Origin of the sequence: Blautia sp. MSJ-19 (assembly GCF_018918125.1) — a bacterium.
GTDB lineage: Bacteria > Bacillota > Clostridia > Lachnospirales > Lachnospiraceae > Blautia_A.
The window spans coordinates 41208-65846 of sequence record NZ_JAHLQA010000017.1; the positions used below are offsets into that span (position 1 = coordinate 41208).

The 24639-nt window shown below is 44.2% G+C and carries 22 protein-coding genes, 7 tRNA genes and 1 riboswitch; of the genes, 15 read left to right on the plus strand and 14 right to left on the minus strand.

All coding sequences use genetic code 11. The annotated features are described in order from the left end of the window. Positions 1–103: 103 nt before the first annotated feature. Together KQI91_RS07160 and uraA are read right to left on the minus strand one after the other, a co-directional pair. Entirely contained in the window at positions 104–2236 is a 2133-nt protein-coding gene (locus KQI91_RS07160) for a glycogen debranching protein (protein WP_216392170.1), read from the minus strand. 128 nt (positions 2237–2364) lie between these two features. Further along, positions 2365–3615, minus strand: coding sequence for a uracil permease (gene uraA, locus KQI91_RS07165; RefSeq protein WP_216392171.1), 1251 nt, complete (start codon positions 3613–3615; stop codon positions 2365–2367). A gap of 514 nt (positions 3616–4129) precedes the next feature. On the opposite strand from uraA, the gene KQI91_RS07170 reads away from it, so the two are divergent. The 6 genes from KQI91_RS07170 to KQI91_RS07195 all read left to right on the plus strand — a co-directional run bounded on the left by KQI91_RS07170 (position 4130) and on the right by KQI91_RS07195 (position 7617). Further along, positions 4130–4318, plus strand: a complete 189-nt coding sequence (locus KQI91_RS07170) for a hypothetical protein (RefSeq protein ID WP_216392172.1) — start codon at positions 4130–4132, stop codon at positions 4316–4318. A gap of 147 nt (positions 4319–4465) precedes the next feature. After that, entirely contained in the window at positions 4466–4777 is a 312-nt protein-coding gene (locus KQI91_RS07175) for a rhodanese-like domain-containing protein (protein WP_216392173.1), read from the plus strand. An 89-nt stretch (positions 4778–4866) separates the two neighbouring features. Next, a complete protein-coding gene (gene yfcE, locus KQI91_RS07180; RefSeq protein WP_216392174.1) occupies positions 4867–5412 on the plus strand; it encodes a phosphodiesterase in 546 nt (181 codons plus the stop codon). Next, entirely contained in the window at positions 5409–6560 is a 1152-nt protein-coding gene (locus KQI91_RS07185) for a THUMP domain-containing class I SAM-dependent RNA methyltransferase (protein ID WP_216392175.1), read from the plus strand. The genes yfcE and KQI91_RS07185 overlap by 4 nt, the downstream gene beginning before the upstream one ends. Next, a complete protein-coding gene (locus KQI91_RS07190; RefSeq protein WP_216392176.1) occupies positions 6557–7141 on the plus strand; it encodes an XTP/dITP diphosphatase in 585 nt (194 codons plus the stop codon). Before KQI91_RS07185 ends, KQI91_RS07190 begins: the two co-directional genes overlap by 4 nt. Continuing rightward, entirely contained in the window at positions 7138–7617 is a 480-nt protein-coding gene (locus KQI91_RS07195) for a metallophosphoesterase family protein (protein ID WP_216392177.1), read from the plus strand. Before KQI91_RS07190 ends, KQI91_RS07195 begins: the two co-directional genes overlap by 4 nt. A 318-nt stretch (positions 7618–7935) precedes the next feature. Here the strand turns inward: KQI91_RS07195 and KQI91_RS07200 are convergent. The 7 genes from KQI91_RS07200 to KQI91_RS07230 all read right to left on the minus strand — a co-directional run bounded on the left by KQI91_RS07200 (position 7936) and on the right by KQI91_RS07230 (position 8723). After that, a tRNA-Leu gene (locus KQI91_RS07200) sits at positions 7936–8016 on the minus strand. 192 nt (positions 8017–8208) lie between these two features. Further along, positions 8209–8281: transfer RNA gene (locus tag KQI91_RS07205), tRNA-Lys, on the minus strand. A gap of 10 nt (positions 8282–8291) precedes the next feature. Then, a tRNA-Gln gene (locus tag KQI91_RS07210) sits at positions 8292–8363 on the minus strand. 8 nt (positions 8364–8371) lie between these two features. After that, a tRNA-His gene (locus tag KQI91_RS07215) sits at positions 8372–8445 on the minus strand. 5 nt (positions 8446–8450) lie between these two features. After that, positions 8451–8524: transfer RNA gene (locus KQI91_RS07220), tRNA-Arg, on the minus strand. 23 nt (positions 8525–8547) lie between these two features. Next, positions 8548–8618: transfer RNA gene (locus tag KQI91_RS07225), tRNA-Gly, on the minus strand. Positions 8619–8648: 30 nt separating this feature from the next. Beyond that, positions 8649–8723, minus strand: a tRNA-Pro gene (locus KQI91_RS07230). 388 nt (positions 8724–9111) lie between these two features. Between KQI91_RS07230 and KQI91_RS07235 the strand changes: the two genes are divergently transcribed. After that, positions 9112–9846 carry a hypothetical protein gene (locus KQI91_RS07235; RefSeq protein WP_216392178.1) on the plus strand — a complete coding sequence of 245 codons (735 nt, stop codon included), beginning with the start codon at positions 9112–9114 and terminating at the stop codon, positions 9844–9846. Between the two features lie 129 nt (positions 9847–9975). Further along, positions 9976–10350: a metal-dependent transcriptional regulator gene (locus KQI91_RS07240; RefSeq protein WP_216392179.1), complete on the plus strand. Its 375-nt coding sequence runs from the start codon at positions 9976–9978 to the stop codon at positions 10348–10350. A 142-nt stretch (positions 10351–10492) separates the two neighbouring features. Here KQI91_RS07240 and KQI91_RS07245 read toward each other — a convergent pair whose 3' ends face one another. The 4 genes from KQI91_RS07245 to KQI91_RS07260 all read right to left on the minus strand — a co-directional run bounded on the left by KQI91_RS07245 (position 10493) and on the right by KQI91_RS07260 (position 15834). After that, positions 10493–11407 carry a DMT family transporter gene (locus tag KQI91_RS07245; protein ID WP_216392180.1) on the minus strand — a complete coding sequence of 305 codons (915 nt, stop codon included), beginning with the start codon at positions 11405–11407 and terminating at the stop codon, positions 10493–10495. Between the two features lie 143 nt (positions 11408–11550). After that, on the minus strand, positions 11551–12927 hold the full coding sequence (locus tag KQI91_RS07250; RefSeq protein WP_216392181.1) for an NCS2 family permease: 1377 nt from the start codon (positions 12925–12927) through the stop codon (positions 11551–11553). 35 nt (positions 12928–12962) lie between these two features. After that, complete coding sequence (locus KQI91_RS07255; RefSeq protein ID WP_216392182.1) at positions 12963–14249, minus strand: amidohydrolase family protein; 1287 nt, start codon at positions 14247–14249, stop codon at positions 12963–12965. 75 nt (positions 14250–14324) lie between these two features. Beyond that, a riboswitch (purine riboswitch) is annotated at positions 14325–14420 on the minus strand. Between the two features lie 181 nt (positions 14421–14601). Then, complete coding sequence (locus KQI91_RS07260; protein WP_022213603.1) at positions 14602–15834, minus strand: argininosuccinate synthase; 1233 nt, start codon at positions 15832–15834, stop codon at positions 14602–14604. Between the two features lie 548 nt (positions 15835–16382). On the opposite strand from KQI91_RS07260, the gene argC reads away from it, so the two are divergent. The 4 genes from argC (at position 16383) to KQI91_RS07280 (ending at position 20844) form a co-directional block, all read left to right on the plus strand. Then, positions 16383–17423: an N-acetyl-gamma-glutamyl-phosphate reductase gene (argC, locus tag KQI91_RS07265; protein WP_216392183.1), complete on the plus strand. Its 1041-nt coding sequence runs from the start codon at positions 16383–16385 to the stop codon at positions 17421–17423. Positions 17424–17463: 40 nt separating this feature from the next. Further along, positions 17464–18687: a bifunctional glutamate N-acetyltransferase/amino-acid acetyltransferase ArgJ gene (gene argJ / locus KQI91_RS07270; protein ID WP_216392184.1), complete on the plus strand. Its 1224-nt coding sequence runs from the start codon at positions 17464–17466 to the stop codon at positions 18685–18687. A gap of 77 nt (positions 18688–18764) precedes the next feature. Further along, positions 18765–19661 (plus strand): acetylglutamate kinase, encoded by an 897-nt coding sequence (argB, locus tag KQI91_RS07275; protein WP_216392185.1) that lies wholly within the window; start codon positions 18765–18767, stop codon positions 19659–19661. Beyond that, positions 19648–20844, plus strand: coding sequence for an aspartate aminotransferase family protein (locus KQI91_RS07280; protein ID WP_216392186.1), 1197 nt, complete (start codon positions 19648–19650; stop codon positions 20842–20844). The genes argB and KQI91_RS07280 overlap by 14 nt, the downstream gene beginning before the upstream one ends. 68 nt (positions 20845–20912) lie before the next feature. Here KQI91_RS07280 and KQI91_RS07285 read toward each other — a convergent pair whose 3' ends face one another. After that, positions 20913–21287 carry a metal-dependent transcriptional regulator gene (locus KQI91_RS07285; RefSeq protein WP_216392187.1) on the minus strand — a complete coding sequence of 125 codons (375 nt, stop codon included), beginning with the start codon at positions 21285–21287 and terminating at the stop codon, positions 20913–20915. A gap of 419 nt (positions 21288–21706) precedes the next feature. Between KQI91_RS07285 and KQI91_RS07290 the strand changes: the two genes are divergently transcribed. The 3 genes from KQI91_RS07290 to feoB all read left to right on the plus strand — a co-directional run bounded on the left by KQI91_RS07290 (position 21707) and on the right by feoB (position 24581). Beyond that, complete coding sequence (locus KQI91_RS07290; protein ID WP_216392290.1) at positions 21707–21916, plus strand: FeoA family protein; 210 nt, start codon at positions 21707–21709, stop codon at positions 21914–21916. Positions 21917–22131: 215 nt separating this feature from the next. Continuing rightward, entirely contained in the window at positions 22132–22350 is a 219-nt protein-coding gene (locus KQI91_RS07295; RefSeq protein WP_216392188.1) for a FeoA family protein, read from the plus strand. Between the two features lie 50 nt (positions 22351–22400). After that, on the plus strand, positions 22401–24581 hold the full coding sequence (feoB, locus tag KQI91_RS07300; RefSeq protein ID WP_216392189.1) for a ferrous iron transport protein B: 2181 nt from the start codon (positions 22401–22403) through the stop codon (positions 24579–24581). Positions 24582–24639: the final 58 nt, after the last annotated feature.

Consider the following 24639-nt stretch of genomic DNA (forward strand, 5'->3'; position numbering starts at 1 on the left):
CAGGAACTTTCTGGGTATAAAAACTTCCTCTCTGAATTCCGAAGCCGTTTTCAGAGAGGGAGTTTTTGCTATACAGAGAAGATGTTTTGGTTTAATCCCCTATTTAATAATCTCTTCCTGTGAACACCGCCACGCTTCTGGGCCGCATCACGAAACTTCCATCAATCCGAGCTTCCTGTCCTTCCGGGTAGCAGTATTGTCCATTTCCATCGCCATACGTGTTGACGCTTAAATGCCATGCGCCCCTTCCGTGAAGATTCGGCAGTGTGATGGTGACATCTTCCCAGAATGTATTGACTGCAACATAGATCAGATCATCTTTTCCCTTTTCCTTATCATATCCTGCGAAACTTACACAGAATGTTCGCGCATCTCTTGGAATATCGGTTTCCTCCGCATTCACATTATGCGTGTGGATAAGATCCATTCCACAGACTGAAGCCGGCAGCTGCTTGTGGATAACCGGATGTTTTTTGCGGAATGCAATCATAAACTTAAAGAATTCAAAAAGTTCTCTGTTCTTTTCGAGCATACGCCAGTCCAGCCAGGAAGTGAGATTGTCCTGACAGTAACTGTTGTTATTTCCAAACTTGGTATTTCCAAATTCGTCCCCGGCCAGGAACATTGGTGTTCCACGGCTGCACATCAGGACTGCACAGGCATTTCGTATCATTCTGCGACGAAGAGCCAGAACTTCAGGATCATCTGTTTCACCTTCTGCACCACAGTTCCAGCTACGGTTGTCATTCGCACCGTCTGTATTGTTCCAGCCATTGGCTTCGTTATGCTTGTCATTGTAAGAATAAAGATCATACAGGGTAAAACCATCGTGACATGTCAGAAAATTGACGCAGGAATTATAACCGGCATAGTTGCTGTGTGTATTGTCATAATATCCACCATAGAGATCACCGGAACCGGAAATACTCCATGCGGCATCCCATGCATTCCAGGAATCCCCTTTGAGATAACTTCTGAGTGCATCACGATATCTGCCGTTCCATTCTGCCCAGCGTCCGCTTGCAGGAAAACTGCCTACCTGATAAAGTCCACCGGCATCCCAGGCTTCTGCAATCAGTTTTACATTACTCAGAATCGGATCATCTGCAAGGGTACGGAGCAGCGGAGGATTGTTCATAGGAGAACCATCCTCGTTTCGCCCAAGGATGCTTGCAAGGTCAAAACGGAATCCGTCAACACGGTAATTGATCGTCCAGTAACGCAGACATTCCAGAATCAGCTGCTGTACGACAGGATGGTTACAGTTCAGGGTATTTCCACAGCCGCTGAAGTTATAATAATTCCCGTCCGGAGTCAGCATATAATAGATATTGTTGTCAAACCCCTTGAAGCTGAATGTATTTCCCTTTTCATTGCCTTCCGCAGTATGATTAAAAACAACATCCAGGATGACTTCAATGCCGTTATCATGAAGTGCTTTAATCAGCGTTTTCAATTCGGTGCCTTCGCGGTTATGTTCATTGGCGGCCGCATAGCTGCTGTTTGGTGCAAAAAATCCAACGGTATTATATCCCCAGCATTCCAGGAGCTGTTTGCCGTCTACAGTACGGGAATTCATTGTTTCATCAAACTCAAAGATTGGCATCAGTTCGACTGCATTGATTCCAAGTTCTTTCAGATATGGGATTTTTTCCATAAGTCCGGAAAAAGTTCCGCGATGCTGTACACCAGAAGAAGGGTGGTGGGTAAAGTCGCGGACATGAAGCTCATAGATGATCAGATCGCAGAGTTCTCTTTTGGACTGTGGCATGTCACCCCAGTCAAAACGGTCTTTGACGACACGGGCATGATAGGTGTGATCCCAGCGGATGCCCCAGGTACGCTGACCGGCCACTGCCTTGGCATATGGATCCAGCAGGATTTTATTTTTGTCAAACAGCAGTCCTTTTTCCGGACAGTACGGGCCATCTACACGATAGGCATATTCAAATTCATCAATATTCAGTCCGTAGACGATCATGGAATAAACGTCTCCGATCTTGTAGGCTTCAGGAAAAGGAAGCACGGCAAAAGGCTCTTCCTGCGCACGATGAAACAGAAGCAGCTCACAGGAGGTTCCGCCACAGGTATGAATGGTAAAATTTACACCATTCTGCAGCGGGGTAGCTCCATTCAGGTCGTAGACACCTGGACGGACCGGAAAACCGGAAATCTCTGCCATAGGAGCGGATTCATAGGGATGGTCGGATACAAATTTCTGATGATAGGATTTCATTTCTTTCTCCATTTCTAAAATCCCGGCCTGAGTGTTCAGACCGGGAACTTATTCGTATTACATATTTGTAAAAATATCATTCCGGAGCATGCCCGGAAATATATCTACAGAGCACTGTAAAATGCGGCTTACAGATCATTTGTCAGATGCAGCTTATCAAGAATATAGAAGATAAGGCTTAATGCCATGGCAACTACACATGCAAGAACCATACCGGTGAGCTTTACATTACCAAGGTTCAGAGCGATTCCGGAAAGTCCTACGATAAATACTACAGAAGTCAGTGCCAGGTTACGGGATTTACTGTAATCTACCTGATTGTCTACTAGCATACGAAGACCGGAAGTTCCGATCATGCCGTACAGGAGGAAGGAGATTCCGCCGATAACAGGACCAGGAATCGTGTTGATCAGGGCTGCAAGTTTTCCAAGGAAAGAGCAGCAGATAGAAAGAACTGCGGCGCCGCCGATGACCTGAACACTGTAGACTTTTGTCATGGCCATGACACCGATATTTTCACCATAGGTGGTAGTCGGTACGGAACCAAGACAACCGGATATTGTTGTTGAGAAGAAGTCTGCAAAGAGGGAACGATGAAGCCCCGGGTCCTTCAGAAGATCCTTGCCGACGATCTTGCTGGTTACGATCTGATGTCCGATGTGCTCGGAAGTTACAAGAAGAAGTGCCGGAAGGATAGTCAGGATTGCTTCAAGATTAAACTTCGGTGCCTGGAAATTCGGAAGTGCAAAGAATGCAGCTTCTTTTACAGCAGTAAAATCAAGGATTCCACAGGCAGCGGCTGCTACATATCCGGCAATGATCGCAATCAGGATCGGGATGACGGATAAGAATCCGCGGAACAGGATCTGACCGAATACGGCAACTCCGAGAGTGATCAGAAATACGATCACATTTTTCATATCGACCTGTTCATCAAGAAGTCCGGCTGTGCTTGCAGCACTTCCGGCAAGTTCCAGACCGATCAGAGCGACTACCGGCCCCATGGCAGCGGTTGGAAGAACAATATCAATCCAGTTGGTTCCGCACTGGCGAATGATCAGCGCAACGATCATACCGCAGATACCGAGGACCACAAAACCGCCCAGGGCATACTGGAATCCGAATTTGGATGCGACCAGAAGTCCAGGTGACAGGAATGCAAAACTGGAACCGAGATAGGCCGGTGCTTTGCCTTTGGTGATCAGGATGAATAAAAGTGTTCCGATACCGTTCATCAAAAGAACGATGGCAGGGTTGATACCAAACATGAATGGTACCAGGACAGATGCCCCGAACATGGCAAACATGTGCTGGATACTCAGTGGTATTAACAGGTTAACAGGTACTTTGTCTTCTACTTGGATGATTTTTCTCTCCACGTTATCCTCTCTTTCTTATCTGCACAGGGCAGACAGCTCAAATTCGGAATTATTATACCACAGCTGGGTGGGCATTACTATTTAAAATTGTGAAAGGCTGTGGAGGGGAGATCTGTTGGGTTGTCTGAGATGAACGCATTGTGCACAGAAACGGTAACATATTTGGACAAAAGCAGGCAACTTATTCATGAAATGTTGTTGCTTTTTTCATAAAATTATATTATAATCTTCAATGTAAAAAGGATTAACCCTTCAAAAATTCTTTTTACATAACCCCTTATTTAATTATTTATACTCCCCTTGAGATACCCGGTAGCTCCCCTACCGGGTATTTCTCTGTTTTAAAGTAAAAATCTGATAACGAAATATTTATAAATGGAAAAAATAATCCATCGTTAAGAGCGGTTTGTTTCTGGAAAGAATGCAGAAAGCTGTGAATATTTTTTTGTTGTCCGGGCCATACTAACGGATGTAATGAAGTTACATTACAAAATGAACCAGGAGGAATGTACAAATGGCAAAAAATTATGAAAGCGAAAACAAAGCGAAAAACTACGGCACAGATAAAACTTCCGATAAGAATGCGATGGACAGCAGAAACAGTTCCAAGAACAGTTCTAAGAATGTGTCCAGAAACAGCTACGGAAACAGAACTTCCAATGCATATGATAAGGAACAGAGTGATTACTCTGACAGATACTAAAGCAAAACAGGATTTTCCCTTCTCTTTAAAAGAGGCTGGCCATGTGCCGGCCTCTTTGTCATTGATGTTCGTCTGCTTCGGGAAAAAGGCAGGGCATGCACCGAAAAGAAAAAGAAACATATGATAAATAAAAAAGGAAGGTTTGTCATGTTTCCTATTGAAACAATTTCAGCCAAAATGCTCGACTATTATGTGGGGCGTACGGATGCTTTGATCATAGATCTCAGAGATGAAGAAGCATATGACAGCAGTCATGTGACGGGGGCAGTCAGCATTCCATATGAAGAACTGGAAAACAGAAACGATCTTCCGGTGAATAAAACACTTGTTTTTTATTGTGACAGAGGAGGCGCGAGTATGGCAGCGGCAAGAGAATTTGTCAGAAGAGGATACCGGACGCGGTCTGTTATTGGCGGATTTGCAGCATACAGAGGAAGAAATCTTGTAATTTCGCGATAACCATGATAAGGTAAATAAGAAAAGGAACGGTAGCTGTGGACAAAAGAAGCAGCTGCAGATCATGCTAAAATAGTAAGAGGAGAATCTATATGAAATACATGTTTGCATCGGATGTACATGGTTCGGCATATTATTGTCGAATGATGCTGGAAAAATATAAAGAAGAGCAGGCAGAACGCCTGGTGCTGCTGGGCGATCTGCTTTATCACGGACCACGAAATGATCTTCCTAAAGAGTATGCACCAAAGGAAGTTATCAAAATGTTGAATGGAATGAAAAATGATATTTACGCAGTACGGGGAAACTGTGAGGCAGAAGTTGATCAGATGGTCCTGGAGTTTCCGGTCATGGCAGACTACTGTATTCTGGTAATTGACGGGCTGACTTTTTATGCGACACATGGACATGTTTATAATGAAAATAATCTGCCGCCGTTTCATGAAGGTGATATTTTGATTCACGGTCATACACATGTGCTGAAAGCAGAGCAGAGAGAAGGATACATCCTTCTGAATCCGGGTTCTGTATCCATTCCGAAAGAAGGAAATCCGCCTACATATGCAGTTCTGGAAGACAAAGTATTTACGATCAAAGATTTTGATGGAAATATCATCAAGGAAATGAGGCTTGGATGAAATATATGGAATTGATCGCACCATGTCACTTTGGCATGGAGGCGGTTCTGAAACGTGAGATTCTGGATCTTGGATACGAGATCAGCAAGGTCGAGGACGGTAAGGTTACGTTTCTGGCGGATGCAGAAGGCATTGCACAGGCGAATATGTTTCTGCGCACGACAGAGAGGATCCTGCTCAAAACAGGCGAGTTCAAGGCAGTGACTTTTGACGAGCTTTTTGAGAAAACAAAGGCAATCCCGTGGGAAGAATATATTCCGAAGGACGGTAAATTCTGGGTGGCAAAAGCAAATTCTGTAAAGAGTGCCCTGTTCAGTCCGTCCGATATTCAGTCGATCATGAAGAAGGCAATCGTGGAACGACTGAAAACGGTTTATGGAATCTCCTGGTTTCCGGAGGATGGGGCAAGTTTCCCGATCCGTGTAGCGTTTATGAAGGATGTGGCGACAATCGGAATCGATACTTCCGGTGTTTCTCTTCATAAAAGAGGATACCGTCAGATGACAGTCAAAGCACCGATCACAGAAACTCTGGCATCGGCACTGATCATGCTGACACCATGGAATAAAGACAGAATTCTGGTTGACCCATTCTGTGGAAGTGGTACATTCCCGATCGAAGCGGCTATGATAGCAGCAGACATGGCACCGGGAATGAACCGTTCTTTCCTTGCAGAAGACTGGAAGCATCTGGTTCCGCGCAAATGCTGGTATGATGCGTTAGAGGAAGCACAGGATCGCGTGAATCTGGATGTTGATACGGACATCCAGGGATATGATATTGATCCGGAGGCGTTGAAATCCGCACGTGCCAATGCCAAAATGGCAGGGGTGGACAAACTTATTCATTTCCAGCAGAGAGCAGTCAGGGATCTCAGCCATCCGAAACCATATGGATTCATCATCACAAACCCGCCATATGGTGAACGTCTGGAAGAAAAAGAAGCACTTCCACAGTTGTACAGAGAGATCGGAGAGAGCTATAATCGACTCGATAAATGGTCGATGTATCTGATCACGTCTTATGACCGTGCGGAAAATGATATTGGACGCAAAGCTGACAAAAACCGTAAGATCTATAACGGTATGCTTAAGACCTATTATTATCAGTTTCTGGGGCCGAAACCGCCAAGGAGGAAAAAAGATTGAAAAAAGTAATTTTTGCTACAGGCAATCAGGGAAAAATGAAAGAAATCCGTGAAATTCTCGGGGATCTGGACATAGAGCTTCTTTCTTTAAAAGATGCCGGAATCCATGCGGATATTGTAGAAGACGGAAAAACTTTTGAAGAAAATGCACAGATCAAGGCAAAAGCAATCTGTGATCTGACAGGAGAGATCGTACTGGCAGATGACTCTGGACTGGAGATAGATTATCTGAATAAGGAACCGGGAATCTATTCCGCACGTTATATGGGTGAAGATACTTCTTATCATATTAAGAACGCGAAGCTGATCGAGAGACTGGAAGGTGTTCCGGATGAAAAGAGAACTGCCAGATTTGTCTGTGCGATCGCTGCGGCATTTCCGGATGGAAGCATGAAAACAGTGCGGGCAGCCATGGAAGGCAGGATCGGTTATGAAGAGAGCGGTGCCAACGGATTTGGTTATGATCCAATCTTTTATCTTCCTGAATATGGTTGTACTTCAGCAGAACTTTCCATGGAAGAAAAGAATAAGATCAGCCACAGAGGAAAAGCTCTGCGTGCTATAAAGGATGAACTTCGATGAAAGTACTGATTGTCAGTGACACCCATGGACGTGATGAAAATCTGGAAAGAGCGGTGATGCTGGAAACACCGTTTGATATGCTGGCGCATTGCGGGGATGTAGAGGGAAGAGAGATTTTTATAGAAGCTCTTGCAGAGTGTCCCTGCTGTATTGTTTCAGGTAATAATGACTTCTTTTCAGACCTTCCGAGAGAAGATGTGATAGAGATTGAGGGAAAACGTGTTTTGGTCACACATGGTCATTATTATGGCGTATCTATGGATATTTCAGGTGTTGCAGAAGAAGCAAAAGCCAGAGAGTGTGATATGGTATTCTTTGGGCATACTCACAAGCCTGTAATTGAGGAAATAGACGGCATTCTGGCGGTTAACCCGGGAAGTCTGTCCTATCCGAGACAACGCGGCAGAAAGCCCAGTTACGCGGTTCTCGAGACTGCTCCTGGTGGTGAGATGACCGTTGAGATTCGATATCTGTAGAATATTTGAATAAAGTACGTACATGAGACTCCAGCCCAACAGGTAAGAACTGTGGGCTGGGGTCTTTTTGCATATTTGGGGAGGGCACTGGATGACCATGGAAGAAGTTAAAGTTATGGCCAATTAAACCAATAGAATGCTAAAACAGCAGGAAATCTTCCCCATACGAGAGAGAAGTCTCCTGCTGTTGTTCGATACATTTCCTATTTGAAAAACGAAGAAATCCTTTGCTTTTCAGCCAAGGGTGTGCAGAGGGACTGGCGAAGTCCCTTTGCGGTTTGCAAAATCCCTTTGCGGTCCTTACGACCTGAATAAAACTGCGGATGACAGGACTTGAACCTGCACGTCGTGGACACCAGAACCTAAATCTGGCGCGTCTGCCAATTCCGCCACATCCGCAAAATAATAAATAAACAGACAAAACGGAATTGTCAGACAATCGATAAATCGATTAGCGTCTGCCTGATCTTGAACTGATGTTCAAGAACTAAGAATTCCGCCACATCCGCAAAATAATAGTTTTATGTCACATCTGTGTGACGTAAAAGTAGTATGAAAAAAGCATTACCGTTAAACGATAATGCTTTAAAATGAGACATCGGGGATTCGAACCCCGGACAACTTGATTAAAAGTCAAGTGCTCTACCAACTGAGCTAATATCCCATATAAAAGACTGGGCTAGCTGGATTCGAACCAGCGAATGCAGCAGTCAAAGTGCTGTGCCTTACCGCTTGGCGATAGCCCAAAGGCGAGGGTGGATACAGGGATTCGAACCCTGGGCCTCCAGAGCCACAATCTGGCGCGCTAACCAACTGCGCTATACCCACCACAGCGTGCCTGAAGGGATTCGAACCCCCGACCCACGGCTTAGAAGGCCGTTGCTCTATCCAGCTGAGCTACAGACACATTCCTCTGCTTCGCAACAGAGAAGCGGGTGATGGGAATCGAACCCACGTATCCAGCTTGGAAGGCTGGTGTTCTACCATTGAACTACACCCGCATGTCGCTGAAACGGTATTTGTTTACAGCATCGGGGTGACAGGATTCGAACCTGCGGCCTCCTGGTCCCAAACCAGGCGCTCTAGCCAAGCTGAGCCACACCCCGTTAACGGTATTTAGTTGTTTGCGTTTTGCTCTGTCGCTCAACGCAAGACATATTATATTATAGCGATATGCAAATGTCAACAGCTTTTTTCGATTTTTTTTAATTTTTTTTTGAAGAACCCGAAAAAGCCTGATTTTACAATGGTTTGAGGGCAAAAAAAGTTTTTGATTTTGCCATAAAAAGTGGAAAAAAATAAGAAAATCTCAAATATCATCAAAAGAAATTTAGTAGAAACAGAGTACATCCTGTTGAAAAAAAAGTATAGAAAATGTTACAATAAAAATCGAATTATAAAAGCATCGGTTTATTTTCAGTCCGAAAATATTTAGTTTTTATATTTTATAAATGTGAGAAAAATAAATCTGTTTGAATAAAGGAGAAATATAAAATGAACGTACAGGAATTTCAGGATAAACTAAAAGAAGTGCAGGAAATTGCAAAAAAGCATGATAATACGCTTGAAGTTGCAGAGATTCGCCAGGTATTTGAAGGCTGTGATTTAGACAAGAGCCAGCTTCTTGGAGTACTCAAATATCTCACTTCACAGGGAATCATGATCGAGGGAATGGAAACAGCAGGTGCGGAAGCAAAAGAAACGGAACGAAAAAAGGTTCCGCTGACGGCAGAAGAGGAAGCTTATCTGAAAGAGTATGTTGCAGAGCTGCCGGAACTTCCGGATATGGATATTGACAGGCTGTTTGTGGCACTGGCAGAGGGGCGGCAGGAAGCTGCACAGGCACTTACTTCTTATTATATGAAAACAGTGGCAGACATGGCTGTAGAAATGAATATAGAAGAAATGCAGCTTGCAGATCTGATTCAGGAGGCAAATCTCTGCCTTATTCAGGCGTTGGGAAATGCGGGAGAAGAGTGTAGAGATGAAGAATGGCTTCTTGCGGAAATTCGCAGGGGAATTCTGCTTGTCCTGGAAGAACAGACACAGAGAAAATTTGAAGATGACAGTCTGGTAGCACGTGTGGAGAAACTGGAGAAAGATGTTCGTGATCTGAATGACGGGGAAGATGAAAAAAATGCTTTCACGATTGATGAACTGGCGATCATCCTGGATATGAAGGTTGATGAAATCCGCGATATTCTCCGTCTTACCGGAGATGATAAATAAAGATTGTATGTCGGAAGCACTGCTGTGTGCGGAGAAATGTGTTCAGAGACATAAAGTTAGTTCCGAAAAACAATTGTTGAATTCAGGGTAAATCTGTGGTATTATGTACCCATATGGGAGGTATTTTTTATGCAAATCAGAGAATCGGCGGAGGATTACCTGGAGGCAATCCTTGTTTTATCTAAGAAAGGCGGCGGAGTTCGTTCCGTTGATATTGCGACTATGCTCGGGGTGTCCAAGCCAAGTGTCAGTCATGCAATGAAACTTCTCAGAGAAGATGGGTATATTGCTATGGACCGTTATGGTACTGTGACATTGATGGAAAAGGGAGCAGAGATTGCGAACAGAATTTATGAGCGTCATACAGTTCTTACAAAAATGCTGGAAGGTCTGGGTGTGTGTGATGAAGTTGCCAGAGCAGATGCCTGCAAGATGGAGCATGATGTCAGCGATGAGAGCTTTGAGAAGATCAAAGAGCATCTGAAAGCCAAAGGTGAGATTTAAGAAGACGAAGAGTGAAGCTGACAGAACGGGAAATATCTGTTTGAATAATATGCGAATATAAGAAAGTCATCACGATCAGAAGGTGGAGTGTATCAATTCTGAAAGTGATGACTTTTTTCTTGTATATGCAGGAAATTATATGTTAAACAGCCGTCTCTTTTTGCGGAAGCTGTGCCAGGATGATTGCACTGAACATCAGCACACAGCCCAAAATCTCACGTCCGCTTAAGTTCTGTCCAAGGATCAGCCATCCGGCGATAACTGAAATACAGGATTCCAGACTGAGAATGAGTGATGCAACCGTAGGATTCATATTTTTCTGTCCAACGATCTGCAAGGTGTAGGCAACACCACAGGACATGATTCCTGCATAAAGAATCGGAACTTTGGCGGCGAAAATTCCGGAAAGATTCGGACTTTCAAAGAGAAGTGCCGGGATTCCGGAAAGAATTCCGCAGACCAGAAACTGGATGCAGGACATTTTGACACCGTCCACCAGAGGCGAAAAATGATCGATGACCAGAATATGCAGGGAAAAAAGTACTGCACAGATCAACACAAGCAGTTCGCCCTTACCGATGGCGAATCCTTCGCCTGGAGTCAGACACAGAAGATAAAGTCCACACAGGGAAAGGACAACGGCAATCCAGATAAAAGGGCTGCATTTTTTCTTAAGGAAGATGCCGATTACCGGGACAATGATAATGTAGCATGCGGTTATGAATCCGGCCTTACCGACGGTGGTATATTTGATACCGAACTGCTGAAAATTGCTTGCCAGACAGAGCAGGATACCACAGCAGATACCTCCTGTGATCAGGGTTTTTCGGTCGGAAGATGACGGGATACGTTTCTTTTCTTCGGCAGATTTTGCCTTGCCAAGCCCCCAGATGACCGGCAGCAGAGTAAGAGCACCGATAAGGTTACGGACTGCATTGAAGGTAAAGCCACCGATGTAGTCCATGCTGACACTTTGAGCGACAAAGGCGACACCCCAGATGGTGGCGGTCAGCAAAAGCAAAAGCGAATTCCTGACCGGAACAGATTCTTTTTTCATAATGTTTCTCCTCGTGTAAATTAACGTATTGGATACTAACGAATTGCTCCTTGTATTATACTGCATAACTATGCATTGATAAAGGGCGAAAATAAAAAAATACAGGCCCTGCGTAGACAGAGCCTGCATGAATAATTATAAAATCAGATGAAAATATATTTCAGCACAAACAGTACGGCAAGTACGTACATCAGTGCGCTGATCTTCTTTTCTTTTGCCTTTCCGGTGATCAGGTTGATCACTACATAAGAAATAACTCCCATGGAGATACCTTCGGAAATACTGTACATGAATGGCATTGCGATGATCGCGATAAAGCAAGGGATCGCTTCTGTCATATCGCTGAAATCGATCTTTGTAACAGAAGTCAGCATCAGGTAACCTACGACGATCAGAGCCGGTGCTGTGGCAAAGGAAGGAATTGCCAGGAAGATCGGGGAAAGAAGGAGGGAAAGAGCAAACAGGATACCTGCTACCATGGAGGTAAGACCTGTACGTCCGCCTTCTGCAACACCGGAAGCACTTTCTACAAAGGTGGTAACGGTGGAAGTACCGCACATAGCACCTACAGTTGTTCCGACAGCGTCAGAGAGAAGAGCACCTTTGATCTTTGGAAGCTTGCCGTCCTTATCGAGCATGTCAGCTTTGGAAGCTACACCGATCAGAGTTCCAAGAGTATCAAACATATCTACAAACAGGAATGCAAACATGATGACTACGAAATCCAGTGAAAATACAATGGAAAAGTCCATCTTCATAAAGGTCGGAGCCATGCTTGGTACAGAGATTCCGTTTGAGAAATCAGGAAGCAGGCTATAATATCCGAGGTCTGCATTTGGTACATACAGGTGTGTCAGCTGACAGATGATTCCAAGTACCCATGTGATCAGAATGCCCCAGAGGATACTTCCCTTAACGTCTTTTGCAAGAAGGATAGCGGTTACCAGGATACCGATCAGGGCCAGCAGTACGGTGATTCCCTGTGAGGAAAAAGTTCCATCCGCTACAGAGGATTTGAAGGAAAAGATGCTGACCAGTGTAGAGTCATTTCCAACAACGATCTTGGCGTTCTGGAGTCCGATAAATGCGATAAAGAGACCGATACCTACGGATACGGCATGTTTCAGGTTCATCGGAATGGAGTTAAAGATCGCTTCACGCACGTTGGTGAGAGAAAGCAGGATAAAGATAATACCTTCTGCAAATACTGCTGCAAGTGCCTGCTGCCAGGTGTATCCCATACCAAGAACTACGGTGTAGGTAAAGTATGCGTTCAGGCCCATTCCAGGAGCAAGAACGAATGGATAGTTGGACAGAAGTGCCATCAGGCAGCTTGCGATAAATGCGGACAGTGCGGTTGCTGTAAAGACAGATCCGCGGTCCATGCCGGAAGCAGACAGGATATTCGGGTTGACAGCCAGAATATAGGCCATTGTCATAAAGGTTGTGATTCCTGCCATAACCTCAGTTTTGACATCTGTGTGGTTTTCTTTCAGGTGGAAAATTTTGTCGAGATTCATATAAGTACCCCCTTCGTGTTGTGCAGATGTATGCACTAAAAGATTTTGTTTCCGGAAACATATTTTCCGGCGATGCAGCTGTTATCTGAGAGATAGATCAGTCGTTCCAGTCGTTCTCTGGCCGTGAGGGGCTGAGGATGCCGGAGACTGCTGTCGTCCAGAATCAGTGCATCAAACTCATAGTCTTCCGCGAAAGTGCCGACTTTTCCGAAAAATGCGCCACCGCCCATAGTAGCCATATAGAAGGCTTCTTCCAGTGAAAGCGGTTTCAGAGAATCGTCCACCAGACGCCAGCGAAGCTTGGATACCTGAATGGCGTCTGCAATTGCGCGAAGCATGGACAGGGAGTGACCACCGGCGATATCTGTACCGAGTCCGATATGAAGTCCCGCTTCAATATAACGCTTTGCCGGTGCGATACCGGAAGAGAGATTGGTATTGGACTGTGGACAGTGGGCGATGAATACACCCCGTTCTTTCATAAGAGAGAGCTCTGCGTCGGAACTGTAGACACAGTGGGCCATGATCGTCGGGCATTGTTTACCGCCAAAAAGTCCGAACTGATCGTAGGCTTCTCCATAGAAAGAAGTTCCTGGACATAATTCTTTTACCCAGGCAATTTCGCCCTGGTTTTCGGAAAGGTGAGACTGTACCGGGAGACGGTAAGTTCGCTGGATCTCTGCCAGTCTGGTCATGAGTTCATCTGTACAGGAAGGGGTAAAACGAGGGGTGAGAATCGGTTTGACATTCTCATATTTTCCTGAGGTATCATCAAGCCAGCGGACAGTGTCCTTTGCAGAAACAACAGCACTTTCTTCCTGGAGAGCCGGAGAGCCGTTGCGGTCCATATTTACTTTACCTATAAAGGTTTTGAGACCGGTTTTCTCCATAAGGTCCATCAGAAGTTCTGTTGCATCCACATGTAAAGTGCCGAAGATAGAAGCGCGGGTTGTGGCACTGTGTTTTAAATCATTGGCAAAGATAGAATATGCTTTTTCTGCATAATTCAGATCTGCATATCTGGATTCTTCCGGAAACGTGACTGTGTTCAGCCAGTCAAGCAGTTCCAGATCCATATACATACCATGAAAAGCATACTGTGGGGCATGCAGATGAAGATCGTTCATTCCCGGGATGATCAGGCATTTTTTGAAATCTTCACATGGAATACCGTGAAACTGCTCTGGGATTTCCGGAAAAACACCGACAGTCCGACCATTCTGACAGACAAGATAAGCGTCCTCAAAACAGGTCAGATGTTGGGGATCTGTGCTGAAACATACAGCGCCTCTGAGTGCAAATGTGGCTGGATTTCTGGTCATAAAAGCTACCTCCTTTTTGCTGATGAAACACGTCGGCAGGCAAAAAAAATACCGAATATTTTTGCCCGACGAGTTACTGTGACCAGTAACACTTATAGGCAACTATTACGGTAGTTGGTAGAGACGTCCAACCAATTATGGACCTATATAAGCTTTGTGGTGTTGTTTATGAAATTATTATAAAATAGGAACAGTTTTCTGTCAAATGCAAATTCATAAGTTGCATGGAGAATATTGCATGAAAAATTTGTACAAAATTTCTCAAAATAAAAATGTTGAATGATAACAGATCTGCATAAAAATTCCGGCAGCCTGAAAAGCCAGACTGCCGGGATATAAGAATGACGGTTATTTATTTGTTGTTTTTGTTCTTTTCAACTTCCAGTAATTTCATTGCACGAACTTTGAGCGGAAGACCGAACAGTGTGATGAATCCGTCTGCATCGTGGTGGTCATACATATCACCTGTTGTGAAGGATGCAAGAGATTCGTTGTACAGGCTGTACGGAGAAGTTGTACCAGCTTTGATGATGTTTCCTTTGTAAAGTTTGAATTTCACTTCACCGGTTACATATTTCTGAGTAGATTCTACGAATGCCTGGAGTGCTTCACGAAGTGGTGTGAACCATTTTCCTTCGTATACGACCTGAGCGAACTGGCTGCCGATCTTTTTCTTGGCTTCCATGGTATCACGGTCAAGAATCAGTTCCTCAAGCTGCTCATGAGCTGCCATCAGGATAGTTCCGCCAGGAGTCTCATATACACCACGGGATTTCATACCAACAACACGGTTTTCTACGATATCAACGATACCGATACCGTTTTCGCCGCCAAGACGGTTGAGTTCTGTGATAATCTCGGAAACTTTCATTGCTTTTCCGTTGAGAGTTTTCGGAACACCCTCTTCGAATGTCATGGTTACTTCTGTTTCTTTATCTGGTGCTTTTTCAGGAGTTACACTTAAAACGAGCATGTCGTCATAGTTCGGAGCCTGGGAAGGATCTTCAAGTTCCAGACCTTCATGGCTGATGTGCCATAAATTACGGTCACGGCTGTAGCTGTGGCTTGCATCGAATGGAAGGTTGATTCCATGAGCCTGGCAGAATGCGAGCTCATCATCACGGGACTGCATGGTCCATACATCTGTCATTCTCCAAGGAGCAATGATCTTGATGTCCGGAGCAAGTGCTTTGATACCAAGTTCGAAACGGATCTGGTCGTTACCTTTACCGGTAGCACCGTGGCAGATAGCAACGGCGTTTTCTTTACGTGCGATCTCAACGAGTTTCTTTGCGATAGCCGGACGAGCCATGGATGTTCCGAGCAGATATTTGTGTTCGTATACAGCACCTGCCTGTACGCATGGCATGATGTAGTTGTCACTGAAATCATCAACGATGTCTTCGATGTATAATTTGGAAGCTCCGGAAAGTTTCGCTCTCTCATCCAGACCATCCAGTTCGTTTCCCTGTCCGCAGTTTACACAGCAGCAGACAACTTCGTAATCAAAGGTTTCTTTCAGCCACGGGATCAGTGCTGTGGTATCAAGACCACCTGAGTATGCAAGTACAACTTTTTCTTTCATAATGTATTCCTCCTGAAAATGATTTTCTGCTACTTGGCAGATACATGAATATTTGTTATTATAAAAGGTAAAGATTCATACGCTGATTTGATAAAGTATTGAATCTTCATGTCCTGTCGTGTTTCGACAAGAAATAATATACAACAATTTTTATAAATATGCAATACCAATATACAAAAAAATAAAAGAAATTTTTGCATAAAAATGCACTATTAAATAGGAAAGAACCCATAAAAATACATAAAATCGCGGAATGCGGATGCGAAAATGGTAAAATTTTGTATTGCATATTATGCAGTATAGATGTATAATCAATACAGTTTATACGGAGAATGTCCCGCGAAGTGTTTTGCCAGATATGGCAAAATCCTGAGACATACGGGGCAAAATCCCATTGCCGCAGGCAATTTGGAATGGATTTTGACCAATTACTGCGAATATATGAGCAGTAATGGTATAATCAATACAGTTTATACGGGAGGAGATCCCCGTTTCAAGCAGTTGCGCATAAAGTAACTGCTAATTTGTGATTCTAGGAGGAATGAGAAATGATTAAAGCAGGAATCATCGGAGCAACCGGTTATGCAGGAAATGAACTGGCAAGACTGCTCCTTGGACATAAAGAAGTAGAAGTTGCATGGTACGGCTCAAGAAGTTATATCGATCAGAAATATGCAGATGTATACCAGAACTTTTTTAAACTGGTAGATGCGAAGTGCATGGACGACAATATGGCTGCACTTGCAGACGAAGTAGATGTGATCTTTACTGCAACACCACAGGGACTTTGTGCGTCTCTTGTTAATGAAGAAATCCTTTCCAAAGCAAAGGTCATCGACCTGAGTGCAGATTTCCGTATCAAGGATGTAAAGAAATATGAGAAATGGTACGGCATCGAGCACAAATCTCCTCAGTTTATCGATGAGGCAGTTTACGGACTGTGCGAGATCAACCGTGAGGACATCAAGAAAGCAAGACTCATCGCGAACCCGGGATGTTATCCGACCTGTTCCACTTTATCCATCTACCCGCTTCTCAAAGAAGGCCTGATCGATCCGAACACTATTATCATCGATGCAAAATCCGGTACTTCAGGAGCAGGAAGAGGAGCCAAAGTTCCGAATCTTTACTGTGAAGTAAATGAGAATATCAAAGCATACGGCGTAGCAACTCACCGCCATACACCGGAGATCGAGGACCAGCTTGGCTATGCATGCGGGCAGGAAGTGCTGATCAACTTCACACCACATCTGATCCCGATGAACAGAGGAATCCTGGTAACTGCATACGCTTCTCTCAAGAAAGAAGTTTCCTATGAAGAAGTAAGAGCAGCTTACGATAAATATTATGCAGATGAAACATTCATCCGTGTCCTTGACAAAGACGTATGCCCGCAGACCAAATGTGTCGAAGGCAGCAACTATGTAGATGTCAACTTCAAGATCGACCCGAGGACCAAACGTGTCATCATGATGGGCGCGATCGACAACCTTGTAAAAGGTGCAGCGGGACAGGCTGTACAGAACATGAACCTGATGTTCGGGTTCGACGAGGCAGAAGGACTTCATCAGATTCCAATGCTTCCGTAAATAAAAACGGAGATTTTTGTACCAAGGAGGAGTATAAGTTATGAAGGTTATTACAGGTGGAGTTACAGCGGCAAAAGGATTCCAGGCGGCATCCACAGCAGCAGGGATCAAATATCAGGGAAGAACTGACATGGCAATGGTCTACAGCGAGAAACCATGCGTGGCAGCAGGAACTTTTACCACAAATATCGTAAAGGCAGCTCCGGTCAAATGGGATCAGGAGATCGTTTATAAACATCCAAGTGCACAGGTGATCGTCTGCAACAGCGGTATCGCCAATGCATGCACAGGAGAAGAGGGATTCAGCTACTGCCGTGCAACAGCAAAAGCAGCAGCAGAGACTCTGAACGTAGATGAAAACAGTGTACTGGTCGCATCTACAGGCGTTATCGGCATGCAGCTTCCGATCGAGAAACTTTCCGACGGTGTCAAGGCAATGGCTCCGAAGCTCAAAGGAACTCTGGAAGCCGGAAACGAAGCAGCCAAAGCGATCATGACAACGGATACCGTAGAGAAAGAAGTTGCCGTAGAGATCGAGATCGGCGGCAAGACAGTTACGATCGGCGGTATGTGCAAGGGATCCGGAATGATCCATCCGAACATGTGCACGATGCTTGGTTTTGTCACAACAGACGTATGCATTTCCAAACAGCTTCTTCAGGAAGCTCTGAGCCAGGATGTCAAAGATACCTATAATATGGTATCTGTTGATGGGGATACATCCACAAACGATACCGTTCTTCTGCTGGCAAACGGAATGGCAGAGAATCCGGAGATCAATGAGAAAAACGAAGATTATCAGAAATTCTGCGAGGCACTGAATTACATCAACACCACACTTGCCAAGAAGATCGCAGGTGATGGCGAAGGTGCAACGGCACTGTTTGAAGTAAAGATCATCGGTGCAGAGAGCAAGGAACAGGCAGTGACTTTGAGTAAATCCGTTGTTACTTCCTCCCTTACAAAAGCGGCAATCTACGGACATGATGCAAACTGGGGAAGAATCCTCTGCGCGATGGGCTACTCAGGCGCACAGTTTGATCCGGAAAAAGTAGACCTCTACTTTGAGAGCAAAGCAGGCAAGATCCAGATCATCGAAAACGGTGTGGCTGTTAATTACAGCGAAGAAGAAGCGACAAAGATCCTTTCAGAAGAAGCGGTAACTGCGATCGCAGACATCAAAATGGGAGACTGTACCGCAACCGCATGGGGATGTGATCTTACCTATGATTATGTCAAGATCAACGCGGACTACAGATCATAACGCCAATATAACAGGGTGAAAAGTTCAAAAACTGTTCGTGCTTGCACGATACTATAAAAATCGAGGAGAAATGAAAAATGGTAAATCAGAAATATCTGGACAAGGCGGAAACTCTTATCGAGGCTCTTCCTTATATACAGCGTTTTAATAGAAAGATTGTAGTAGTAAAATACGGCGGAAGTGCCATGCTGGACGAAGAACTCAAAGCAAATGTCATCAAAGACGTTGTTCTTCTGAAACTGATCGGATTCAAACCGATTATCGTTCACGGCGGTGGTAAGGAAATCAGCCGTTGGGTCAACAAAGTCGGCATGGAACCACGCTTTGTAAACGGCCTTCGTGTAACAGACAAGGACACTATGGAGATTGCAGAGATGGTTCTTGCAAAGGTAAACAAAGAGCTGGTTACTCTGGTAGAATCTCTTGGTGTACAGGCTGTTGGTATCAGCGGCAAGGACGGTGGCCTTCTTCAGTGCCACAAAAAGCTTTCCAAGGGTGAAGATATCGGTTATGTAGGTGATATTGAAAAAGTCAATCCGAAGGTGTTACAGGATCTTCTGGAGAGAGATTTCCTTCCAATCGTATTCCCGATCGGATTTGATACGAATTTTGATTCCTACAATATCAATGCAGATGATGCAGCATGTGCGATCGCAGAGGCTGTTCATGCAGAAAAACTTGTATTCCTTTCTGATATTGAAGGTGTATACAAAGACAAAGATGATCCAAGTTCTCTGATTTCTGAACTGCATGTGCATGAAGCAGAAAAACTGATCAGTGAAGGTTATGTAGGTGGTGGAATGATCCCGAAACTGCAGAACTGCATCGACGCTATTGAAGAGGGCGTAAACAGAGTGCATATCCTGGACGGACGTATTCCGCACAGCCTCCTTCTGGAGATTTTTACAAACAAAGGTATCGGTACTGCTATTTTAAGAGAAGACGGGGAGAAATACTACAATGAGCATGAATGAACAGATGAATCATGCAGAAGAAAATATTCTGCATACATATAACCGTTTCCCGGTCATGTTTGACCATGGGGAAGGATGCTATCTCTATGATACAGAGGGCAAAAAATATCTCGACTTTGCTGCCGGAATCGCAGTAAATGCCCTGGGATATCATTATCCGGGATATGATGATGCTTTGAAGGCACAGATCGATAAGCTGACTCATATTTCCAACCTTTATTACAATGAGCCGATGAGCGAAGCAGGAGAAAAACTGGTCAAAGCCAGCGGCCTTTCCAAAGCATTCTTCACAAACAGCGGAACAGAGGCAATCGAAGGTGCACTCAAAGTTGCACGTAAATATGCCTATGCAAAATATGGCAAAGAAGCACAGAAATATGAGATCATCGCAATGAACCATTCCTTCCACGGAAGAAGTATGGGAGCTCTTTCTGTCACAGGAACCGAACATTACAGAGAGCCGTTCGAACCTCTGATCGGTGGCGTGAAATTTGCAGATTTCAATGATCTGGAGAGCGTAAAATCACAGATCACAGACAAGACCTGCGCGATCATCACAGAGGTCGTACAGGGAGAAGGTGGAATTTACCCGGCACAGAAAGAATTCCTTGAGGGACTTCGTGCACTCTGTGACGAAAAAGATATCATCCTGATCTTTGATGAGATCCAGTGCGGTATGGGACGTACCGGATATTACTTCGCATGGCAGTCTTACGGTGTCAAACCGGATGTGATGACCTGTGCAAAAGCACTTGGCTGCGGTGTTCCGGTAGGAGCCTTTGTACTTGGACAGAAGGCAGCAGAAGGATCCCTCGTACCGGGAGATCACGGTACTACTTATGGTGGAAATCCGTTTGTATGTGCAGCTGTCAGCAAGGTATTTGATATCTTTGAACAGGATAGGATTCTTGCACATGTACAGGAATTAACCCCATATCTTGAGGAAAAACTGGATATACTTGTGGATAAATATCCAATCGTTGCAGCCCGTCGTGGAAAAGGTTTCATGCAGGGGCTGGTGATTGAAGGCGTGACTGTAGGAAGTGTTGTGACAAAAGCACTTGAGAACGGACTTCTTGTGATCTCTGCAGGAAGCGACGTGCTCCGTCTCGTGCCTCCGCTTGTTATCACAAAAGAAAATATTGATGAAATGATTGAGAAATTAGAAAAGAGCCTGGCGTAACTGCCGGGCTCTTGCCTGTTCTGAAACTATTCTACAAATCTGAAATCTAAGGATAAAAATCAAATCTATTATTCCATGCTGTCGAGATCAATATGTTTTTTAATCGCGGCAAAACTCTCTGTACTGATCACATGCTCGATCTTGCAGGCATCACTGGCTGCAACGACCGGGTCAACCCCCAGCTTTTCAAGCCATTCGGAAAGAAAAAGATGACGCTCGTAGATTTTTTCTGCAGTAGCGCGACCTGATTCTGTCAGGTAAAGGTATCCTTCCGGAGATACGGTGATCTGATCTGTCTCACGAAGTTTTTTCATTGCAACACTGACGCTGGATTTCTTGAAGCCCAGTTCAGAGGCGACATCTACGGAACGTACGACCGGATGTGATTTACTTAAAATAAGAATTGTTTCAAGATAGTTTTCGGCGGATTCGTTTGTATGCATCCATTACACCCCAATTTCTGTTGATAATCTAATTGAAAATGATTTCTCATTTATCAGCTTTAAAATTCAAGGTTTTCACTTAAATTTATACCATTTCTATAATACCATATTTTGATTATAAGAACAACAAAAATGCATAAATGTACAAATATTCTATGCGGTTTGGTATCAAAATATACAGATGCAAAAAGGTTCTTTTTGACAAACGATAGTTATATAGTACAAATAAAAGTGACTTACAACAAACCGTGGTTATACACAACAAATAAGAGTTTTGCGAAACGAAAAAAAGTACTTGACAGCTTACCTACGTTAGCATATACTAACCCATGTAAGTGAAAAGTAAACGGTGATTAACTGTGAACTTTTTTGCTAAAGAAAAAAATTCTCAATAAAAAGAAAGTGGGCTGATACATATGATGCCAATCACAATGGCAGGAATCGGAGAAAAATGTAAGATCCAGAAAATCGGTGGAAACGAAGAAACAAGACGTTTTCTTGCAAATCTTGGATTTGTCAATGATGCTGAAGTAAGTGTTGTTTCAGCAATCGGCGGAAACGTGATCGTAAACATTAAAGACGCACGTGTAGCAGTTAATTCAGATATGGCAAGGCACATTATGATTTAATACCAGGGTTCAAAAGCTCAGATGTCGAGCGTGTTTACACGCAGAGACGTATGGACTTGGAAGACACCTAAACATGAGAAAGAAGCAAGTTTCAGCATGAAGCTTTGTAGATTCCGAATGTTTGCAGAATCACGTGAGCTGCAGAGCAGCGAAGTGATTCGTCGGGTATTAACAAATGAAATAAACATAATCAAAGGGAGAAAGGAGACAGAACAATGACTTTAGGTGATGCAAAAGTCGGAACTACCGTTGTTGTAACTAAGATTGAAGGAGACAGCGCGTACAAACGTCGTATCATGGATATGGGAATCACAAAAGGAAGCGAACTGTTCATCAGAAAAGTTGCTCCGCTTGGAGATCCTGTAGAAATCACTGTAAGAGGCTATGAGTTATCTGTAAGAAAGAACGATGCTCAGTGCGTACAGGTAAAATAAGTGAGTAGTAGTGTTCTGTACTACATATAAGGATAAGGAGGTAAGAAAAAATGGCAATTAAGATTGCACTTGCCGGCAACCCGAACTGTGGTAAAACAACAATGTTCAACGCATTAACGGGCGCTAACCAGTACGTAGGAAACTGGCCGGGAGTTACTGTAGAGAAAAAAGAAGGTAAGTTAAAGGGAAAGAAAGGTAAAGGCGAAGACATCATCGTAACTGACCTTCCTGGTATTTATTCCCTTTCACCATACACACTGGAAGAAGTAGTCAGCCGTGACTATGTTCTCAAAGAGAATCCAGATGTGATCATTGACCTTGTCGATGCAACCAACATCGAGCGTAACCTGTATCTGACCACACAGCTGATCGAAACAGGCGTTCCGGTTGTTATCGCACTGAACATGGCCGATCTTCTTGAAAAAAGAGGAATCAAGATTGACACCAAGCGTCTTTCCATGCTGCTTGACTGCCCGATCATTGAGACATCCGCACTGAGAGGCGAAGGTCTTGACAAACTGATCGACGAAGCAGTAAAAGTTGCAAAGAGCAGCAAAGTTGATCTTCCAAAAGAAATCTTCTCCAAAGATCTGGAAGCAGCTATTGACGAAGTAAAAGGTGTTCTTCCTACATCTGTTACAGATGACAAGAAGAGATGGTATGCTGTTAAGTTCCTTGAGAACGACGAAAAAGTTAAAGAGGCTATGAAGCTTTCTGCTTCCGGACAGTCTCTGGTTGATACCAAACGTCAGGAACTTGAAAAACAGCATGACGACGACATGGAGAGTATCGTAACAGACGAAAGATACAAATTTATCCAGAAAGTTGTCAACACAACTGTTAAAAAAGCAAAAGACAAGCTGACTGTATCCGATAAGATTGACCGTATCGTTACCAACCGTATCCTTGGTATCCCGATCTTCGTTGCAGTTATGTGGCTTGTATATTATGTATCCGTTACAACAGTCGGAACATTCGTAACAGACTGGACAAATGATGTATTCGTAGTAGCTATTCAGGACTTCTTTACAAATATCCTTACCAGCATCGGCGCTGGCGATATGGTAATGGGACTTGTAGTTGATGGTATCATTGGTGGTCTTGGTGCAGTACTTGGATTCGTTCCTCAGATGGCAATCCTGTTCCTGTTCCTGTCCATCCTTGAAGACTGTGGTTACATGGTACGTATCGCATTCGTTATGGACCGTGTATTCCGTCACTTCGGACTTTCTGGTAAGAGCTTCATTCCGCTCCTTATTTCTTCTGGATGCGGTATCCCTGGAATCATGGCTTCCAAGACCATTGAGCAGGACAATGACAGACGTCTTACTATCATGACAGCAACCTTTATTCCTTGTGGTGCAAAACTTCCGGTTATCGCTCTTATGGGTGGTGTAATCGCCGGTGAGACTGCAGGATATGCAGAGAGCTCCTTTATCGCTCCTCTGATGTACTTCATCGGAATCGTAGCTGTACTTGTAGCAGCAATCATTCTTAAGAAAACAAAACCGTTCTCCGGTAAACCGGCTCCGTTCGTAATGGAGCTTCCACAGTATCATATTCCGCAGGCTAAGACAGTTCTCCTTCATGTATGGGAAAGACTGAAAGGCTTCATCATCAAAGCTGGTACAATCCTGTTCCTTGCTTGCGTAGTAATGTGGTTCCTTGGTGGATTTGGATTCACAGATGGTGGATTCGGTATGGTAGAAGACAGTGCAGACAGCCTTATGGCAGCAATCGGTGGTGTGATCGCTCCGATTTTTGCTCCGCTTGGATTCGGCGAATGGCAGCCGGTAGCAGCTTCTATCTCCGGTTTCACAGCAAAAGAAGCTATCGTATCTACAATGGGTGTCCTGGCTAACGTAGCTGGTGATACAGAAGATGCAGTAAATGTTGCGGCAGGTGTTGCAAGCTGGTTCCCGACAGGAATCGCAGCTTTCTCCTTCCTGATGTTCAACCTTCTTGATTCTCCTTGCCTTGCAGCTATCGCAACAATGGCAAAAGAAATGAACGACAGAAAATGGTTCTGGTTCGCAATTCTCTTCCAGAACGTATTCGCTTACATCGTATGCCTCTGCTTCTATCAGATCGGTTCTTTCGTAACTGGTGGAGCATTCGGTATCGGAACTGTAGTAGGATTCGCAGTACTTATCGTAATGCTGTTCCTGCTGTTCAGACCAGATCCGTACAAAGATCAGAAAGTTTATTCCAAACGTTCTGTACAGGCATAAATAAAAGAGATAAAATAAGGGGGCTGGATACAGAGATGTGTCCGGCCTCTGTTTTAAT

Coding starts and splice junctions, on each gene's coding strand:
- KQI91_RS07185 (WP_216392175.1), top strand. CDS start 5,409: ATGAAATATATGGAATTGATCGCACCATGTCACTTTGGCATGGAGGCG.
- KQI91_RS07170 (WP_216392172.1), top strand. CDS start 4,130: ATGGCAAAAAATTATGAAAGCGAAAACAAAGCGAAAAACTACGGCACA.
- KQI91_RS07285 (WP_216392187.1), bottom strand. CDS start 21,287: ATGCATACAAACGAATCCGCCGAAAACTATCTTGAAACAATTCTTATT.
- argC (WP_216392183.1), top strand. CDS start 16,383: ATGATTAAAGCAGGAATCATCGGAGCAACCGGTTATGCAGGAAATGAA.
- KQI91_RS07245 (WP_216392180.1), bottom strand. CDS start 11,407: ATGAAAAAAGAATCTGTTCCGGTCAGGAATTCGCTTTTGCTTTTGCTG.
- KQI91_RS07195 (WP_216392177.1), top strand. CDS start 7,138: ATGAAAGTACTGATTGTCAGTGACACCCATGGACGTGATGAAAATCTG.
- KQI91_RS07240 (WP_216392179.1), top strand. CDS start 9,976: ATGCAAATCAGAGAATCGGCGGAGGATTACCTGGAGGCAATCCTTGTT.
- KQI91_RS07255 (WP_216392182.1), bottom strand. CDS start 14,249: ATGACCAGAAATCCAGCCACATTTGCACTCAGAGGCGCTGTATGTTTC.
- KQI91_RS07235 (WP_216392178.1), top strand. CDS start 9,112: ATGAACGTACAGGAATTTCAGGATAAACTAAAAGAAGTGCAGGAAATT.
- feoB (WP_216392189.1), top strand. CDS start 22,401: ATGGCAATTAAGATTGCACTTGCCGGCAACCCGAACTGTGGTAAAACA.
- KQI91_RS07290 (WP_216392290.1), top strand. CDS start 21,707: ATGCCAATCACAATGGCAGGAATCGGAGAAAAATGTAAGATCCAGAAA.
- KQI91_RS07280 (WP_216392186.1), top strand. CDS start 19,648: ATGAGCATGAATGAACAGATGAATCATGCAGAAGAAAATATTCTGCAT.
- KQI91_RS07175 (WP_216392173.1), top strand. CDS start 4,466: ATGTTTCCTATTGAAACAATTTCAGCCAAAATGCTCGACTATTATGTG.
- argJ (WP_216392184.1), top strand. CDS start 17,464: ATGAAGGTTATTACAGGTGGAGTTACAGCGGCAAAAGGATTCCAGGCG.
- KQI91_RS07160 (WP_216392170.1), bottom strand. CDS start 2,236: ATGAAATCCTATCATCAGAAATTTGTATCCGACCATCCCTATGAATCC.
- KQI91_RS07260 (WP_022213603.1), bottom strand. CDS start 15,834: ATGAAAGAAAAAGTTGTACTTGCATACTCAGGTGGTCTTGATACCACA.
- KQI91_RS07295 (WP_216392188.1), top strand. CDS start 22,132: ATGACTTTAGGTGATGCAAAAGTCGGAACTACCGTTGTTGTAACTAAG.
- yfcE (WP_216392174.1), top strand. CDS start 4,867: ATGAAATACATGTTTGCATCGGATGTACATGGTTCGGCATATTATTGT.
- argB (WP_216392185.1), top strand. CDS start 18,765: ATGGTAAATCAGAAATATCTGGACAAGGCGGAAACTCTTATCGAGGCT.
- KQI91_RS07250 (WP_216392181.1), bottom strand. CDS start 12,927: ATGAATCTCGACAAAATTTTCCACCTGAAAGAAAACCACACAGATGTC.